Origin of the sequence: Nocardiopsis halotolerans DSM 44410 (genome assembly GCF_000341065.1) — a bacterium.
GTDB classification, from domain to species: domain Bacteria; phylum Actinomycetota; class Actinomycetes; order Streptosporangiales; family Streptosporangiaceae; genus Nocardiopsis; species Nocardiopsis halotolerans.
In genome coordinates this window covers 15,554-32,270 of record NZ_ANAX01000198.1, presented here as the reverse complement: position 1 = coordinate 32,270, position 16,717 = coordinate 15,554, and the positions used below count along the sequence as shown (strand labels likewise).

General features: G+C 72.3%; 15 protein-coding genes and 2 pseudogenes (1 of these 17 only partly in view). 7 read left to right on the top strand and 10 right to left on the bottom strand.

Annotated features, from left to right (window positions below):
- Positions 1–549 (bottom strand): hypothetical protein (locus tag D455_RS0115135; protein ID WP_017571558.1); only part of this gene is annotated, 549 nt, incomplete at its 3' end.
- Positions 550–663: 114 nt separating this feature from the next.
- On the opposite strand from D455_RS0115135, the gene D455_RS0115130 reads away from it, so the two are divergent.
- Positions 664–1,149 carry a MarR family winged helix-turn-helix transcriptional regulator gene (locus D455_RS0115130; protein WP_017571557.1) on the top strand — a complete coding sequence of 162 codons (486 nt, stop codon included), beginning with the start codon at positions 664–666 and terminating at the stop codon, positions 1,147–1,149.
- Between the two features lie 48 nt (positions 1,150–1,197).
- On the opposite strand, the gene D455_RS0115125 is transcribed toward D455_RS0115130, so the two are convergent.
- Complete coding sequence (locus D455_RS0115125; protein ID WP_026122649.1) at positions 1,198–1,824, bottom strand: TetR/AcrR family transcriptional regulator; 627 nt, start codon at positions 1,822–1,824, stop codon at positions 1,198–1,200.
- Between the two features lie 61 nt (positions 1,825–1,885).
- Here D455_RS0115125 and D455_RS30560 point away from each other — a divergent pair, with 61 nt between their 5' ends.
- Positions 1,886–3,331, top strand: a complete 1,446-nt coding sequence (locus D455_RS30560) for a serine hydrolase domain-containing protein (protein ID WP_017571555.1) — start codon at positions 1,886–1,888, stop codon at positions 3,329–3,331.
- 152 nt (positions 3,332–3,483) lie between these two features.
- Here the strand turns inward: D455_RS30560 and D455_RS0115115 are convergent, their stop codons facing one another.
- The 4 genes from D455_RS0115115 to D455_RS35405 form a co-directional block, all read right to left on the bottom strand.
- On the bottom strand, positions 3,484–4,245 hold the full coding sequence (locus D455_RS0115115) for an SDR family NAD(P)-dependent oxidoreductase (protein WP_017571554.1): 762 nt from the start codon (positions 4,243–4,245) through the stop codon (positions 3,484–3,486).
- Positions 4,246–4,440: 195 nt separating this feature from the next.
- Positions 4,441–5,205, bottom strand: a complete 765-nt coding sequence (gene fabI / locus D455_RS0115110; RefSeq protein WP_017571553.1) for an enoyl-ACP reductase FabI — start codon at positions 5,203–5,205, stop codon at positions 4,441–4,443.
- Positions 5,206–5,305: 100 nt separating this feature from the next.
- A complete protein-coding gene (fabG, locus tag D455_RS0115105; RefSeq protein ID WP_017571552.1) occupies positions 5,306–6,010 on the bottom strand; it encodes a 3-oxoacyl-ACP reductase FabG in 705 nt (234 codons plus the stop codon).
- A 210-nt stretch (positions 6,011–6,220) separates the two neighbouring features.
- The gene (locus D455_RS35405; RefSeq protein ID WP_017571551.1) at positions 6,221–6,397 is read right to left on the bottom strand and encodes a hypothetical protein; all 177 of its coding nucleotides are present in this window, start codon (positions 6,395–6,397) and stop codon (positions 6,221–6,223) included.
- 448 nt (positions 6,398–6,845) lie between these two features.
- Here D455_RS35405 and D455_RS0115095 point away from each other — a divergent pair, with 448 nt between their 5' ends.
- Together D455_RS0115095 and D455_RS32220 are read left to right on the top strand one after the other, a co-directional pair.
- Complete coding sequence (locus D455_RS0115095) at positions 6,846–7,187, top strand: hypothetical protein (protein WP_017571550.1); 342 nt, start codon at positions 6,846–6,848, stop codon at positions 7,185–7,187.
- On the top strand, positions 7,184–8,023 hold the full coding sequence (locus tag D455_RS32220) for a helix-turn-helix domain-containing protein (RefSeq protein WP_017571549.1): 840 nt from the start codon (positions 7,184–7,186) through the stop codon (positions 8,021–8,023). Before D455_RS0115095 ends, D455_RS32220 begins: the two co-directional genes overlap by 4 nt.
- Positions 8,024–8,084: 61 nt before the next feature.
- On the opposite strand, the gene D455_RS0115085 is transcribed toward D455_RS32220, so the two are convergent.
- Together D455_RS0115085 and D455_RS0115080 are read right to left on the bottom strand one after the other, a co-directional pair.
- Entirely contained in the window at positions 8,085–8,744 is a 660-nt protein-coding gene (locus D455_RS0115085) for a response regulator (RefSeq protein ID WP_017571548.1), read from the bottom strand.
- A complete protein-coding gene (locus tag D455_RS0115080) occupies positions 8,719–10,017 on the bottom strand; it encodes a sensor histidine kinase (protein WP_017571547.1) in 1,299 nt (432 codons plus the stop codon). The genes D455_RS0115085 and D455_RS0115080 overlap by 26 nt, the downstream gene beginning before the upstream one ends.
- Before the next feature lie 335 nt (positions 10,018–10,352).
- Between D455_RS0115080 and D455_RS0115075 the strand changes: the two genes are divergently transcribed.
- The 3 genes and pseudogenes from D455_RS0115075 to D455_RS32215 all read left to right on the top strand — a co-directional run bounded on the left by D455_RS0115075 (position 10,353) and on the right by D455_RS32215 (position 15,625).
- Complete coding sequence (locus D455_RS0115075; protein ID WP_017571546.1) at positions 10,353–11,120, top strand: ABC transporter ATP-binding protein; 768 nt, start codon at positions 10,353–10,355, stop codon at positions 11,118–11,120.
- A 5-nt stretch (positions 11,121–11,125) separates the two neighbouring features.
- Entirely contained in the window at positions 11,126–13,876 is a 2,751-nt protein-coding gene (locus D455_RS0115070) for an ABC transporter permease (RefSeq protein WP_017571545.1), read from the top strand.
- 241 nt (positions 13,877–14,117) lie between these two features.
- Positions 14,118–15,625: pseudogene (locus D455_RS32215) on the top strand (MFS transporter).
- A gap of 114 nt (positions 15,626–15,739) precedes the next feature.
- Here the strand turns inward: D455_RS32215 and D455_RS30550 are convergent.
- Positions 15,740–16,255, bottom strand: coding sequence for a hypothetical protein (locus tag D455_RS30550; protein WP_241480257.1), 516 nt, complete (start codon positions 16,253–16,255; stop codon positions 15,740–15,742).
- A 132-nt stretch (positions 16,256–16,387) separates the two neighbouring features.
- Positions 16,388–16,717, bottom strand: a pseudogene (locus tag D455_RS30545) (polyprenol monophosphomannose synthase); it runs 458 nt beyond the window's last position.

Below are 16,717 nucleotides of genomic sequence, written 5' to 3'. Positions count from 1 at the left end.
CGGGCGCCCCCCCTCGACGAGCATCTGGCGGACGGCGGCGACCATCCAGACGAAGGTGAAGGCGATGACCGTGACGTTCTTGACCGCGAGCAGGAGCGCCCAGTAGAGGTCCTCCGCCGGGGCGGGCACCCACAGGGGCACGACCTGCTCCGGAACGACCGAGAAGACGACGAAGAGCGCGAGCAGGAACCCCGCCTGCACCAGCAGGCTGGGCCACCGCCGGTCGAGGAACGTCCGGGCACGGCGGCCGTCGCCCAGGTGACGCCCCCGCCGGACCCGCTCGTCCCCCAGGATGGCGATGCGGACGACCAGGAGGATCAGGACCACCCGCGTGCCCTCGGCGAGCACCTCCAGGGCGACGTGCACCGGCGTCGACCACGCATCACCCCACAACGCCGCCGTGAAGCGCTCGGCCGCGGGGACGAGGGACACACCCACCACCAGGGCGAGGTGGCGGACGTAGAAGGCCAGCGCCCAGCGCGGGGGCTCCAGGGCCAGACGCAGGTGGACGCGCGCGGCCGCCGTGAGGGTGATCGTGCTCTTTGTCATCGTGCTCTCCCGACTCCCAGCAGCCGCGGGGAAATTATTTTAGTTCAGTAAACTAAAATATAGGCTAGACTGAAGCAGGATCGCCACACTCGGGAGAGAGGGAACCATCGGGACGTGAGTGACGCAGACACCAACCCGGCCGCAGGGGGCGCCGACCTCGGGTGGCGGTTGAGCACCGCCGTCGTGCTCTTCCACGAGGCCGTCGGCCAACGTCTGGGGCTGCGCGCGCTCGACCACCGGGCACTCGGGCTGATCGAACGCGAGGGCCCGCTCACCGCGGGCGCGCTGGCCGAACTGACGGGCCTGACCCCCGGAGCGGTCACCGGCCTCGTCGACCGGCTGTCCCGCCTGGGCCACGTCCGGCGCACACCCGACCCCGCGGACCGGCGGCGTGTCCTCATCTCGGCGAACAGCGACGCGCGCCCCGACCTCTCCGACGCCCTCACGGGGCTCTCACGGGCGATGGGCGGCCTGATGGCCAAGTACGACGACGCCGAACTCGCCGCGATCACGGACTACGTCACCAACACGATCGACATCCTGAACGCGGAGACCCAGCGGCTCAGCACGCCCGTCGACGACGGCCCCCCGGGCGACTGAACCGGGGCGTCCCTCCGCGCCGGGGCGCCCGCCGACACCCCGCCACCCTCAGCGGACGTACTGGCTGCACTCCCCCGTGAAGACGGCGGCCACCTCGGCCCGCAGCACCTCCCACGCGCGATCGGCCGCGCCGGGCGCGCCCCGGTACACCTGGGTGGCCAGCCCTTCGAGCACGGCGGCGACACGCGCGGCGGCCGTGTCGGCGTCCACGCCCGGTTCCACCTCGCCGCACTCCACACCGTTGCCGACGGCCCGGGCGATCTCCGCGTGCAGCCCGGCGGCGGTACGCGCGTCGACCTCGGCCAGGGCCGGGTTCTCCAGGGCCCGGCCCGCGAAGACACGCGTCACCCGGAACTCCGCGCGGCGCGCCTCGTCCAGCGGCAGGTGCTCGGCCAGCGCGGCCAGCACGATCTCTGCGATGGACCTCTCGTGGCGCGTCCCCTCGCTGGTGATGTCCGCGACACGGGCCGCGACGGCCCCGCTCACCCGCTCGAACGCGTGCAGCAGCATGTCGTCCTTGGACGGGAAGTAGTGCTGCACGAGACCGACGGAGATACCCGCGCGGGAGGCGGTGCGGGCCACGGTCACGGCGTCCAGCCCTCGTTCGGCGATCAGCCCGCACACGGCGTCGGTGATCTGCGCGCGCCTTCGGGCGTGGTCTGCGGTTCTCGGCACTGGATAACCGTATCAGGGTACGGTAATAATCGTATGGACATACGGTTATAGGAAGGTCCTCGTGCGCACTCCCCTCGCCCTCCTGCTCGCCCTGGCTCCTGTGGTCCCCGCAGTCCTCGTGGCCTCCGCAGCCCTCGCGTCACCCTCGGCCCCCGCCGCACCACCACCCGCGCCCGCGGTCACCCCCGCCACCCTGGACTCCTACGCGCGGGAGCGGATGGAGGCCACCGACACCCCCGGACTGGCCTACGCCGTGATCGGACCGGAGGGGGTCGAGCACCAGGGGCTCCACGGCGTGGACGGTGACGGCGCGCCGGTCGACGAGCACACCCCGTTCCTGTGGGGATCGGTGGCCAAACCCGTGACCGCCACCGCCGCGCTGGTCCTGGCCGAGGAGGGACGCCTCGACCTGGACGCGCGGGTCGCGGAGTACCTGCCCGCCTTCGGCGATTTCGGCGCCGACCCCACGGTGCGCGACCTGCTCACCCAGACCTCGGGGCTCACCTCCGACGTCGCGCTCTCCACCAGCGACGTCCACGGGGAGGGGTCGGCGGACTTCGACGCGCGGGTGGCGCGGATCGCCGCCTCCGATCCGGGGGACCCGGGCACCCACGAGTACAGCAGCGCGAACTACCTGGTACTGGGCGCGGTCATCGAGGAGGTGACGGGGGACTTCGCCGCCCACCTGCGCACCAGCGTCCTTGACCCGCTGGGGATGGACGGCGCCTTCGTCAGCGCGGAGGAGGCCCGGGAGGCGGGGCTGACACCCGGACACCGCACGCTGTGGGGCGTTCAGGTGGCCGACGCGGACGGCGTGGACGACGCCGGTGTGTCCTACGGCTACCTGGGCGGTGACCTCACCGACCTGTCCGCGTTCGCGCAAGCGCAGCTGGACGCGGACCCGCCCGTGCTCGACGCCGCCGTCCTGGAACGGGCGCGGACGGGAACGGTCCCCGTTCCCGGCTCGGACCAGGAGTACGGCCTGGGCTGGCGCGACACCGCCCTGGACGACCTCGACGAACCCATCGTCTTCCACGGCGGCGCCACCCCCGGGCACGCGTCGATGGTCGTGCTGCTGCCCGGCCACGAACGTGCGGTGGTGGTCCTCCAGAACGCCTACGGCGTGCTGCGCGACGGAGGAATCCAGGCGGTCGCCTTCGGACTGGCCCACCTGGTCGCGGGCGGCGACTCCCCTGCCTCCCCCGGCTCCGACCCGTTGTACCCGGCGGCCGTGTGGGTGCCGACCGCCGCCGCGGTGGCACTCGGGGCGGGGGGCGTCGCGGCCATAAGGGTCCGGCGGCCCCGCCCGTGGGCGACGGCGCTGTGGTCGTTCCTCGGGCTCGTCGCGGCGGGCACGGCGGTGTGGCTGGTGGCGGGCTTCGGGTTGCGCCCGGCCCTGACCTGGCTGCCCGACGTGTCGGTGGCGCTGCTGGTCGCGGGCGTGCTCGGCGCCGCCGTCACCGTCCTGCGCCTCCGGGCGCATCGCGGCGACCGGTCGCACGCCTGACGGCGCGGTGCCCGCGCCCCGCGCGTGAACGGGGGCGCGGGCACCGGCAACCGAAGGCCGGACACCAGGCATCGGGGGCGGAGAGCCGGACACCAGGCACCGCACGAACCCGCTCGCGCGTTCCCCGCCCCTCCGGATGCACCCGGAACCCCTCAGACCCGGTCGAGGAACCCGCCGTCGACCACCAGGTTCTGCCCGGTGACGAAGGTGGCGGCCGGGCCGGCCAGGAAAACGACCGCGCGGGCGACCTCCTCGGGACGTCCGAGGCGCCCGTGGGGAATGCGCTCGCGGATGGACTCGTAGAGCTCCGGGTCGTTGTTCCGGCGGCGGTCCCAGCCCCCTCCCGGGAACTCGATCGGCCCCGGCGAGACGGTGTTGACCCGGATCCCCTCGCCCGCCCACGCGCGGGCCAGCGAGGCCGCGTGGTGGTTGAGGGCCGCCTTGACCGCGCCGTAGGAACGCGGACCGGCGGGCTCGGTGACGTGCAGCGCGGAGGTCGTGGAGACCAGCACCACCGAGCCGCCGCGCTCCGAGCTCCGCAGGTGGGGTTCGGCCGCCTCGGCCAGGCGCACGAACGGCATGACGTCGGCCGCGAAGCCCCGTTCCCACTGGTCGGGGGTGGGCGCGCTGCCACCGGAGACGTTGGACACCAGCACGTCCAGACCGCCGAGCTCGGCCGCGGCGTCGTCGACGAATACGGGGAGCGCGTCGTGGTCGGTGACGTCCAGGGGGCGTGAGAACACCTTCGCGCCGGTGCTCTCCAGTTCACGGGCGGCCTCGGCCAGCGGCTCGGGGGTGCGCGCGCAGAGCGCCAGGTCGGCGCCCTCCTCGGCGAACACCTGGGCGATGGCCCGGCCGATCCCCCTGCTGGCCCCGGTCACGGCGACCCGCGCCCCCGACAGTCCCAGATCCATACCGTCCCCTTCGGTCGTGGCTTCTCCAGCCGCCTGCCAGGGTCACACGGGTCGCTTCGGGCACACGGGTGTACACGCCGCACCGGCACCGCAACGGCAAGCGGGCGGGGCACCCCCGAAGGGTGGCCCCGCCCGCGTCAACCTATCGCACGCGCGTGCGGCCCGACCGGGGCGTTCCCGGCCTCGGTCCGCGGATCAGGCGCCGGTGGAGTGGAAACCGCCGTCGACGTGGACGATCTCGCCGGTGGTGGCGGGGAACCAGTCGGACAGAAGCGCCACGACCGCCTTGGCGGCGGGCTCGGGGTTGGTGACGTCCCAGCCCAGCGGGGCGCGTTCGGGCCAGTGCTTGGCCAGCTCGCTGAACCCGGGGATGCTGCGGGCGGCCATGGTGCTCAGCGGCCCGGCGGAGACCAGGTTGACCCGGATGTCCTGCTCACCGACGTAGCGGGCCAGGTACCGGGCGGTGGAGGTGAGCGCGGACTTGGCGACGCCCATCCAGTCGTAGATGGGGTAGGAGACGCTGTTGTCGAAGTCCAGCGCCACGACCGAGCCGCCGTTGCCCATCAGCGGCGTCAGGGAGGTGGTCAGCGACTTCAGGGAGAAGGTGGACGTGTGCATGGCCGTGGCCACGTCCGACCACTCGGTGTTGAGGAAGTTGCCGCCCAGGGCCTCCTGCGGCGTGAAGCCGATGGAGTGCACGATGCCGTCGAGGCCGTCGACGTGCTCACCCACGCGGGCGGCCAGGCTGTTCAGCTGCTCGTCGTCGGTGACGTCCAGCTCCAGGACCGGGGGCGTCTCGGGCAGGCGCTTGGCGATGCGCTCCACCAGGCTCAGACGGCCGTAGCCGGTGAGCACGACCGTGGCGCCCTGCTCCTGGGCGAGTCGGGCCACGTGGAAGGCGATGGAGGAGTCGGTGAGCACCCCGGTGACGAGGATGCGCTTACCTTCGAGGATTCCCATGGTTCGGGTCGTCCGTCCTGTCTTTGGTCCGTTACGCGGAAGGGGGCCCTTCCGGTGGCTGGAGGTGGAAGGGGGCGTGGCGCCGGTCGGGTGGCGCCGGTCAGTGGCCCATGCCCAGGCCGCCGTCGACGGGGATCACGGCGCCGGTGATGTAGGCACCGCCGGGCCCGGCGAGGAAACCCACCGTCCTGGCGATGTCGTCGGTGGAGCCGATGCGGCCCAGGGGGACGTTCTTCTTGATCTCGGCCTGGCGCTCCTCGGGCAGGGCGGCGGTCATGTCGGTCTCGACGAAACCGGGCGAGACGACGTTGACGGTGATGTTGCGCGAACCGAGCTCGCGGGCCAGGGAGCGGCCGAAACCGACGAGACCGGCCTTGGAGGCGGCGTAGTTGGCCTGCCCGCCCGAGCCCATGAGGCCCACCACGGAGGAGACGAGGATGATGCGGCCGGAACGCTTGCGCATCATGCCGCGCACGGCGCGCTTGGCGACGCGGAAGGAGCCGGTGAGGTTGGTGTCCAGGACGGAGGAGAAGTCGTCCTCGCTCATGAGGGCGAGGAGCTGGTCCTTGGTGATCCCGGCGTTGGCGACGAGCACCTCGACGGGGCCCTGCGCCTCCTCGACCTCCTTGAAGGCGGCGTCGACCTGCGCGGAGTCGGTGATGTCGCAGCGGACGCCCAGCAGGCCCTCCGGGGGCTCGCCGGAACGGTAGGTCACCGCGACGTCGTCTCCGCCCGCGGCCAGCTCACGGGCGATGGCCAGGCCGATTCCGCGGTTGCCGCCGGTGACCAGTACCGAGCGCGACATAGGGGCTCCTCTTCTCCTGCGGCTGCTGTGATCAGCCACGACGTGACGTTGCGACATGGTGTCGCAAGGGGGTGGGATCGCCTTGCAGCGTACCGAGCTACCCGTCGGTAAACGCAACCGAGGTGGGCAACGGCCCATCCCCGCCCATCTGCGGGGATTCCGGGCGCACGGGTACGGCCGCGAGAGCCCGACGAGGCCTCGTGAGGTGTGTCACCCGCGCGGGTCCCCGTGTCCCTCCCCGTCCTCGGCCTGTGGTGGCCGAGGTATGCCGATGATGACCGCGAGGATGAACATCATGCTGGGAAACAGCAGCCAGGTGTGCGAAGACCCCACGGGAACCATCCAGGACAGGATCACCAGCCCGATGTGGCCCAGCCCCGCCCGCATGCCCGACAGGGGCCGCGCGTCCCCCGCGGGCGTTCCCCGCTCGGAGGAGCCCGGATACGGTTCCGCCCCGAAGACGAGACCCAGACCGGTCCAACCAGACGAACCAGGCCAGGACCGCGGACGCGTACAGCGCCAGGAGCGTGGGCGACTCGGTGAACCTGACCACGAAACTGCCCATGAAGGCGCCCATGAGCAGGCCGAACCCGCCGAGCACGCGGGGCAGGACCTTCCTGTGCCAGGAGGGGAGCGGTGACACGGTCGGTTCCTTCGTCGGGGGAACGAGGTCGACCGTGACCCTATCCGGTCCCCGCCCCGGGGACGCCGGGGCCCGGACGCACGGACGGGGCGCACCGTGTGCGCGACCGAGCAGGATCATGGCAGCGCCGCGAGACGGGGACGGGGATGATCGTGCGAAGTGACGTGTTCGACGGTGACGAGGAGGAGCACGATGATCAGACGGCTGTGGCACGGGTGGGCCTCCACCGCCAACGCGGACGCCTACGAACGGCTGCTGCTCGGCGAGGTCCTCCCCGGGATCGCCGCGCGGAACGTACCGGGACTGCGCGGTCTGGAGGCGTGGCGCCGCCCGGAGAACGGGGATGAGGTGGAGTTCGTGACGGTGATGTCCTTCGACGACATGCACGCGGTCGCCGCGTTCACCGGAGGCGATCCGGAGGCGTCGGTGGTACCGGAACGTGCCAGGGCCCTCCTGGAGCGGTTCGACGAGCACTCGGCGCACTACGACCTCGTCGGAGACGGCCTCGCCGCGGCGCGCTCCTCCGCCCGGTGAGCCACTCCCCTCCCCTGCGTAGCGCCTCCCTCGCCGACCTCGGCGGGGTACGGGTCACCGACGTGCTCTGCTCGGCCCCGCGCGCGCCGCTGGGCGCGGAGGAGGCCGCGGAGCTGCCCCGTCTGGTGCTGCCGGTGGACGGTGTGTTCTCCTGCGAGGTCCGGGGGACACCGCACGTCGTGGAACCGGGGAGCGCCCTCCTCCTCGAGGCGGAGGAGCCCTACCGCTTCGGGCATCCGGCCGGAGGCGGGGACGCGTGCGTGGTGATCGCCCTGTCCCACCGGTTGTGGGGCGAGGCGGTCGGGGAGGGCCCGTCCGGTGGTCTGGTGCTGGACGCACGCGAGCAGCTGGGGACGCTGGTGTTCCGCCGTGCCCTGCGCGAACGTGTCCGAGATCCGGACGCCGTGCGGGAACTGGCCCTCGTCCGTGTGGGAGAGGTCGTCACGGCCGCCGGAGCGAGGCGGAGGGACACCCGGGCGTCGCCCTCCCACCGCCGCGTCGCCCGTTCCGCCGCCGCCTTCGTCGCCGAACACCACGCCGAGCCGATCCCCCGGCTCCTCGACACGGCCGCCGCCGCGACGGGCTGCTCCCCCTACCACCTGGCCCGGGTCTTCCGCGCGGTGCAGGGCGTCACCCTCCACGGGTTCCGGGAACGGCTGCGCGTCGCGTCCGCGCTGCGGGCCCTGGCGGAGGGCGCCGACGACCTGGCCGCCCTGGCCGCCTCCCTCGGTTACTCCAGTCACTCCCACTTCACCGAACGTCTGCGACGGGCGGTGGGCGCGACCCCGTCGCGGGTGCGTTCGCTGCTGGACCATGGGAGGACGACGGGGCGGTAGACCGACGCGGGCGGCGGCGCCCGTCCGGGCGGCGGGTGTTCGTGTCCGGGCCGTCGGAGCCTCAGGCCCAGCCCGCGTCGTGGGCCAGGATGGCGGCCTGCACCCGGTTGGACATCTCCAGCTTGGCCAGGATCCGGCTGACGTGCGCCTTCACCGTGGCCTCGCGCATGCCCAGGTCACGCCCGGCCTCGGCGTTGGACATGCCCTGGGCCACCGCGACCAGCACCGCGCGTTCGCGCTCGCTGAGCACCGAAAGGCGGCGCTCGGCCTCGGTGCGGCCCGCGGCCGAGTCGGCGGGCGCGGGCGAGGCGAAGCGTTCGAGCATGCGTTTGGTCACGCTGGGGGCGAGCATGGCGTGGCCCTCGTGGACGGTGCGCACCGCGCCGATGAGGTCGCGCGGCGGGGTGTCCTTGAGCAGGAAACCCACGGCTCCGGCCCGCAGCGCGCTGTGCACGTACTCGTCCAGGTCGAAGGTGGTCAGCAGGACCACCCGGGGCGGTTCGGGCAGGTCGGCCAGCTGTGCGGCGGCGGTGATCCCGTCGGTGCCCGGCATGCGGATGTCGAGCAGCACCACGTCCGGTAGGAGCTCCCGGGCCAGGCGTACGCCCTCGTCCCCGTCGCTGCCCTCACCCACCACCTCGATGTCGGGGGCGGAGTCCAGGATCATGCGCAGGCCGGATCTGACCAGGAGCTCGTCATCGACCAGGAGCGTACGGATCACCGTCGGGGACCTCTTCCGTGCCGGGTGGGGTGTCGGTTCGCAAGATAGCGCGCAGCCGCCACCCGCCGTCGGCGCACACCCCGGCGCTGAGGCTGCCGCCGGACAGGACGACGCGCTCGTGCAGGCCGGTCAGCCCGAACCCGCTGCGGGGCATGGGCGCCGTCGGGGCCGGGGCGGGATCGTTGGCCACCTCCAGTTCCAGCTGGTGGGCGCCGTAGTGCAGGCGCAGGGTGACGGCGGCGCCGGGCGCGTGCTTGGCGGCGTTGGTCAGACCCTCCTGGACGATCCGGTAGGCGGTGCGCTGGATGCCCGTCGGCAGCGGACGTACCCGGCCGCTGTCCTCCCGGTGGATCGGCATCCCGGCGGCGCGCCACTCCCCCANCCCCCCCCCCAGCCGGTCCAGGTCGGCCAGGACCGGCTGCGGCGCGGTGGGCGCCGCGGCGGTGTCGTCGCGCAGGACCCCGAGGATGCCCCGCAGCTCGGAGAGGGCCTCCCGGCCGGTGGTGCGGATGAGTCCCGCGGCCTCGACGGTACGCGGGTCGTCGGAGGAGACCTCCAGTCCGCCCGCGTGCAGGACCATGAGGCTGACCCGGTGCGCGACCACGTCGTGCATCTCCCGGGCGATGCGGGTGCGCTCGGCGGTGATGGCCTGGTCGGCCAGCATGTGCTGTTCGCGCTCGAGGCGTTCGGCCCGCTCGTGGAGCCGGTCGATGAGCTGGCGCCGGGTGCCCACCCACAGGCCGACGGTCATGGGCACGACCAGCAGCATCCCGATCAGGAACACCTGCCCGAAGATGTTGGCCTGGTAGGCGAGGACCATGGCCAGGGCGTACAGAAGGAACCAGCCCACCAGCTGACGCCTGTTGGAGTGGTACACCGCGTACGAGTACAGGGCGATCGCCGCGGGGACGAAGTTGGCGAAGAGCAGCAGCAGCACGAAACCGGTAACGAGGAGCCACTGCGGGGCGGTTCGCCGCAGGAGCACCGTCAGCCCCGCCCACAGGACCGGGATCACGAAGAGGACGAACCCGCCGACGAGTCCGGCCAGGATGTTGAGGGAGGCCAGGGCGGGGGGGATGGCGCCGAGGAGACCGCCGAACAGGCCGATCGGGCTGCCGGTCGCGGAGCCGAGCTGCATGAGCCCGCTGAACGGGAGGGGAAGCACGGCGTAGAGCCAGTCGGCGATGCCCAGGCGTCGTTTCCACCACCACTCGCGGTTCCTGTTCCACAGGCCCCCGACGGCTCCGCCGCGGTCGTTGTCCCAGCTCCTCATGGTGCGGAGTCTACGGCGGCGCACTTGGTGACTCCCGGCGCCCGCGCGGTCGCCTGGTCCCACGGTCTGATCGTCGGTCCTCCTCATCACCGCAGGTCACGCCCCTCAGCTCCGGAGTTCGTCACGTTGGGTGACCGGCTCGGCCCCGACGAAAGTCGGTGCGCAGACCCGACGAAGGAGTCGCGAACCCGCCCTCCGTCGTCCCTTTGGACTCCTCACGGATCGGTCCCGCGGTGGACGTCCCGGCGGTTCCGGCGGACCTAGCGTGGTGGGTGCCGAGGCGGAGAGTCCGCCCGGCTCCCGACACCATCCCCGATTTCCTGGAGCTGTCTGCCGTGACCGAGTCCACTGTGAAGCCCGACCCCACGGTCACCCCGCCGCCGGTGGTGGTCGCCCGGGGACTCACCAAGACCTACGACACCGGCGACAACCAGGTACACGCCCTCGCCGGTGTGGACGTGGAGTTCCACCGCGGCGCCTTCACCGCGATCATGGGCCCCTCCGGCTCCGGCAAGTCCACCCTGATGCACTGCCTGGCGGGGCTGGACGTGGCCACCTCGGGCACCGTGCACCTGGGTCGCACCCAGATCACCGGTCTGCGCGACGCCGAGCTGACCCTGCTGCGCCGCGACCGGATCGGGTTCATCTTCCAGTCGTTCAACCTGCTGCCGATGCTGACCGCCGAGCAGAACATCCTGCTGCCGTCGCAGATCGCCCGGCGCGGGGTCGACAAGCAGCGGTTCGACCACATCATCGACGTGGTGGGCCTGCGTGAGCGGCTCCACCACCTGCCCGCCAAGCTCTCCGGCGGCCAGCAGCAGCGCGTGGCCGTGGCCCGCGCCCTGCTCAACGCGCCCGAGGTCGTCTACGCCGACGAGCCCACCGGCAACCTGGACTCGCGTTCGGGGGCCGAGGTGCTGGCGTTCCTGCGCGACTCGGCCCGCGACCTGAACCAGACCATCGTCATGGTCACCCACGACCCCGTGGCCGCCTCCTACGCCGACCGCGTGGTCTTCCTGCGTGACGGACGGCTGGTGGACGAGGTCACCGAACCCACCGCCGAGCTGGTCTCCGCGCGACTGCTGAAGCTGGAAGAGGCCTGAGGGACATGCTGCGCACCACACTGGCCGGGCTGCGTCTGCACAAGTCCCGGTACGTCACCACCGTGTTGGCGATCCTGCTGGGGGTCATGTTCGTCTCGGGGACCATGGTCTTCGCCGACACCCTGAACGCCAACTACGAGGAGTCCGTGATGGGCTCGGCGACCAGCGTCGACGCGATCGCCGAACCCACGATGGAAGAGCCCGAGGGACCGGAGCCCCCCGAGGAGCCGGTCCCCTTCACCGGGGAGCAGCTCGACGAGGTCCGCGCCCTGCCCGAGGTCGCCGAGGCTGGCGGAATCCTGGAGGACCAGACCGTACTCCTGGACGCCGACGGCCGCGCGGTCGGTTTCGTGCCGCCCGCCGCGGTCGCGTTGGACGGGACCAGCCGTCTCTCCGCCGACGAGGGCGAGCTGCCCTCGAATGGGGACGAGATCGCCCTGGCCACCTCCACCGCCGAACAGACCGGCTTCGCGGTCGGCGACACGGTCACCGTGCTCGACTCCGAGCAGGACAAGCGGGAGTTCACCCTCACCGGACTGGTCGAGTTCGGCGTGGACCCGACCTACAGCTCCAGGGGCGCCGTCATCTTCGATCCGGCCACCATCCGGGAGATGACCGGGGCCGAGGGCTACGGCGAGATCGACGTGCTCGCGGCAGAGGGACACACCCCCGAGGAGGTGGCCGACGCCGTGGCCGCGGCGCTCGGCTCCGGGGCCGAGGTCCAGACCGGTGAGGAGTACGGTCTGGAGCTGGCCGAGAACGTGGGCGGCCAGACCGAGATGTTGCGCGTCGCGCTGCTGCTGTTCGCGCTCATCGCGATGTTCGTCGCCGGAATCGTCATCTACAACACCTTCGCCATCCTCATCGCGCAGCGCCAGCGTGAGATGGCCCTGCTGCGCTGTGTGGGCGCCAAGCGCGGCCAGGTCTTCCGGTCGGTGCTGGCCGAGTCGATGGTCGTGGGCCTGGTCGCCTCCGCCCTGGGTGTGCTGGCCGGTGTGGGCGTCGGCATGGCCGGTGCTCGCTTCGGCGGACCGATGATGGGCGTCGAGACCTCCGTGTCCGTGGTGATCACGCCGACGGCGGTCCTGGTCGGCATGGCGATCGGCACCGTGGTGACCGTGTTCTCCGCCCTGGTCCCGGCCACGCGCGCCACCCGGGTGGCACCGCTGGCGGCACTGCGCACCAGTGCCACCGCCGCCGGGCTGGAGAAGGGCACGGGCTGGATCCGCGTCGTCTTCGGGCTGCTGGCCTTCGCCGTCTCGGCCGGTCTGGTCGCCCTGTCCCGGACGATGGAGATGAGCCCGTACCTGCTGTTCATCGTGACCGGCGCCGCTCTGATCGCGTTCGTGGGCGTGGTCGTGCTGGGTCCGCTGCTGGTGCGCGGCATCGTGCGCCTGGTGGGTGTCCCCCTGCGGAAGGTGGGCGTGCCGAGCATGCTGGCGGTGGACAACTCCACCCGCAGCCCGCGCCGTGCGGCCACCGCGATGATCGCCCTGACCGTGGGCGCCACGCTCATCACCGGGTACTCGGTCATCAGCTCCTCCACCGAGGCCACCATGACCCGCATGCTCGAGGAGCAGTTCCCGGTGGACTACCAGATCACCCCGCAGTTCTCCATGGAAGAGCCGGAGGAGAGTGGGAGCGAGGGCGCCGAGGAGGCTCCCGCCGAGGGTACCGAGGGTACCGAGGCAGCCGCGGGCCAGCACGAGGGGGCCGCCGCGTCCGGCGAGAACACCGAGGGCGAGCCCGCCGAGGGGGACGCCGCCGGGGAGACCGGTGCCGGGTCCGCCGAGCAGGGGGGCGGAGCCGAAGAGGTGTCGGACGCACCCGAGTTCCCCACCGTTCCCGACGAGGTCCGGGTGGCGTTGGAGAGCCAGCCGGATCTGGGCCAGGTCTTCGGCCAGAGCAGCGCCTTCGTCGGTCAGGACGACGGCGGAGGGCTCCCCGTCTACACCTATCCGGGCGCCGAGGTCGGCGTCGACGTCACCAGCGACGTCGTCGAGGGCGAGCTGACCGGCTTCGACCCGGGCGAGGTCGTGCTGGCGCAGAGTTACGCCGACGACGCCGGGGTCGGGATCGGTGACACGTTCACCATTTCCTCGGAGAACGGGGAGGATCTGTCCCTGGAGGTCGTCGCGGTGGTGGAGGACATGCAGATGCTCTCCGGCGTGACCGTCACCGAGGAGGACTTCACCAGGGCCTTCCCCGGGGTGGACGAGGCCGAGATGCTCTTCGTCCGCGCGGCGGAGGGCGCCGACCCCGCCGAGGTGCGCGACGCGGTCTACACTGCGGTCGAGGACCACCCGACCATGCAGGTCGGTTCGGCCGCCGAGATGAAGAACCAGTTCACCCAGATGCTCGACATCGCCTTCTACACCATCGCGGCCATGCTGGGTCTGGCGATCATCATCGCGGTGTTCGGCATCTCCAACACGATGGCCCTGTCGGTGCTGGAGCGCACCCGTGAATCCGCTCTGCTGCGGGCGCTGGGGCTGGCCCGGGGGCAGCTGCGCCGGATGCTGAGCGTGGAGGCCGTGCTGCTGTGCCTGATCGGCGCCGGTATCGGTATCGCTCTGGGTGTGCTGTTCGGGTGGGCCGCCGGTGCGGCGGTGCTGCCGAACATGATCTTCGCCATCCCGTCCGTCCAGATCGCGGTGTTCATCGTGATCGCGGTCCTGGCCGGACTGCTGGCGTCGGTGCTGCCCGCGCGCCGGGCGGCGTCCACCTCGATCACCGGGGCGCTGGCCAGCGAGTAGGTCACACTCCCTTCGGGCGCCCCGGGGTCCTCGCCCCCGGGGCGCCCGAACGGTGTCTTCTCTGGGGCTCCGCTTCGCCCCGTGTTCGGGCGTCCCCGAAGGCACGAACCTCTGGATCCTCCAGAACCCCGCCGACACCCGAACGACTTCCGATGACCACAGCGGGAACGACACGCGGGCCCTCCTCAGCCTCCGGGCGGGAGGGCCCTCGCCGTACTGTGGGGCCTCGGAGGTGGGTGGTGTGGGAAGGACCGCTTCGGTACCGGCGGACGGGGTGGCGTGGGGAACCCCCGCGGCCCGGTGGACGCTCACCGCCACGGTGCTCGGTTCGGGGATGGCCTTCCTGGACTCGACCGTGGTGACGGTGGCGCTGCCCGCCATCCAGGGCGACCTGGACACGGGGTTGGCCGGGTTGCAGTGGATCGTCAACGGCTACATGGTCACGCTGTCCGCGCTGATCCTGCTCAGCGGCGCGCTCTCGGACCGGTTCGGCCGGGTGCGCCTGTTCATGGCGGGTGTGGCGCTGTTCGCCCTGGCGTCGGCGCTGTGCACGTTCGCGCCCACCCTCGGGTGGCTGGTGGCGGGCCGTGTGGCGCAGGGTGTGGGCGGAGCGCTGCTGACCCCGGGGAGCCTGGCGATCCTCCAGTCGAACTTCCGCGAACAGGACCGGGCACGGGCCATCGGCGCCTGGTCGGGTCTGACCGGCGTGGCGTCGGCGGTGGGGCCGTTCGTGGGCGGCTGGCTGGTGCAGATCGGCGACTGGCGGCTGATCTTCCTCATCAACCTGCCGATCGCGGTGGCGGTGCTGGTGATCGCCTGGTTCGCGGTGCCCGAGTCGCGCGACGCCGCCGCCTCCGGGCGGCTGGACTACCCGGGAGCCCTGCTGGGCGTGGTGGCGTTGGGCGGGATCACCTACGCGCTGATCCAGTGGGGCGCGGTGGGCGCCACCCCGGCCGTGTGGACCGGAGCGGTGGTCGGTGTCCTGGCCCTGTCGGGCTTCCTGGTGGTGGAGGCGCGCGTCCCGGGTCCGATGCTGCCGCTGGGCATCTTCTCCTCGACCGCGTTCAGCGTGACCAACGCCGCGACGGTGCTGGTCTACGGCTCGCTGGGCCCCCTGCTCTTCCTGCTGGTGATCCACCTCCAGGAGGTGGCNNNNCGGCCTCCCTGCCGATCACCGTCCTGATGCTGGCGCTGTCGGCGGGTTCGGGCAGGCTCGCGGCCCGGATCGGCCCGAGACCGCAGCTGTTCGTGGGACCGCTGCTGCTGGCCGTGGGGTTCGTGCTGCTGTCACGGCTGGGAGCCGAGGCGCCCTACCTGACGGAGGTGCTGCCCGGTGTCCTGTTGGTGGCGCTGGGGTTGTCGACGACCGTGGCGCCGTTGACGGCGACCGTGCTGGCGTCGGCGCCGCAGCGGCACGCTGGTTTGGCCTCGGGGGTGAACAACACCTTCGCGCGTGGCGCGCAGCTGATCGGTGTGGCCGCGGTACCGGTGCTCGCCGGGATCGGTGGGACCAGCGGCGAGGGCGCTGACATGGATCCGGCCTCGATCGCGCGGGGGTTCGGAACGGCGATGCTGATCCTGGCGGGACTGTGCGTGCTGGCCGCGCTGTGCGCGCTGCTCCTGCCGCGCGGACGGATGCCGGGAGCAGCCGAGGTGGCCGAGGCGCCCGCCGAGGAACGGCCCCTGCGGTTCTGCGGTGCGTCGGGGCCGCCGCTGCGCTCGTGCCCGGGCTCCCACGCCGGGGAGTAGGCGGGCCCCGCGGCGTGACGGGCGCGGCCCGGGCCGCACGAGGGCGGCCCCGGTGGCCCCGGAGGTCCGTGGCGGCCGGAGCCGCCGCACCCCGCCGGAGCCACCGGAAGGGCGTCAGATGTCCCGGGCCTCGGTCTCCCCCGGTTCCTCGTCGTCACGGACGTGGCCGGACCCGCTGGTGGGGACGTCCGGGGCTCCGGTGTCCCTCGGGTCCTCGGCGTCGGGAACGTAACCGGTCTCGTCGGTGGTCCGGTCGCGCTCGTCCTCACGGTCGCCGTGGGGCGTGTCCGCCGGGTGGGCGTACGGCCGGTCGGGGTGCTCGTCCCTGGCGGCTATCCCCTGGTCGACGTCGGGCGTGACCGAGTCGTCCTCCTCGTGGAGGGCCTCCTCCTCCGCGCTGCGGGTCTCCCCTCCCCAGCTCTCACGCGGATAGAGGTCGCTGCGCTCGGAACGCACCCCCTCGTCGATCCCCCGGGGCCCCGAACTGTCGGTCCCCTGGGTTTCGGGGTCCGGGAAGTCGTACTCCTGGATGTCGTAGTCGGCCTCGATGCGCCGTTCCCTCGCGACGGCCTTGCTCAGCTCGGGGTCGTCCCCCATGTCGGTGTCCACGTCATAGGGTTCTTCAGTCACTGCTTTCGCCCCCTTTCCCTCACTAGACCGATGCCCCAAACCGCCACGCGTATGTCATCCCCGCGAGGGGAAAGCACCGGGCGACCAGCGGGCCGACCGGGTCCGCCGCCGATGGGCCCCTGCGGTCACCGCCTAACGGCGGGATCGCTCGGCGCGGCGCAGGCGCAGCGGGCGCAGGGCGGCCTCCAGGGCGACGGCGCCGTCGAGCTTGCTCTGGCCCACGGCGCGGTCCTCGAAGTGGATGGGGATCTCCACCATCTTCTGGCCGCGCCGGTAGGCCCGGTAGTGCATCTCCACCTGGAAGGCGTAACCGGTGCTCTGGATGCTGGCCAGGTCCAGGACGCGCAGCGCCGAGGCCCGCCAGATCTTGAACCCCGCGGTGACGTCGCGGACCGGCATGGACAGCACGGTCTTGACGTAGGTGTTGGCCCAGCCGCTCAGGAGCCGGCGGCGCATCCCCCA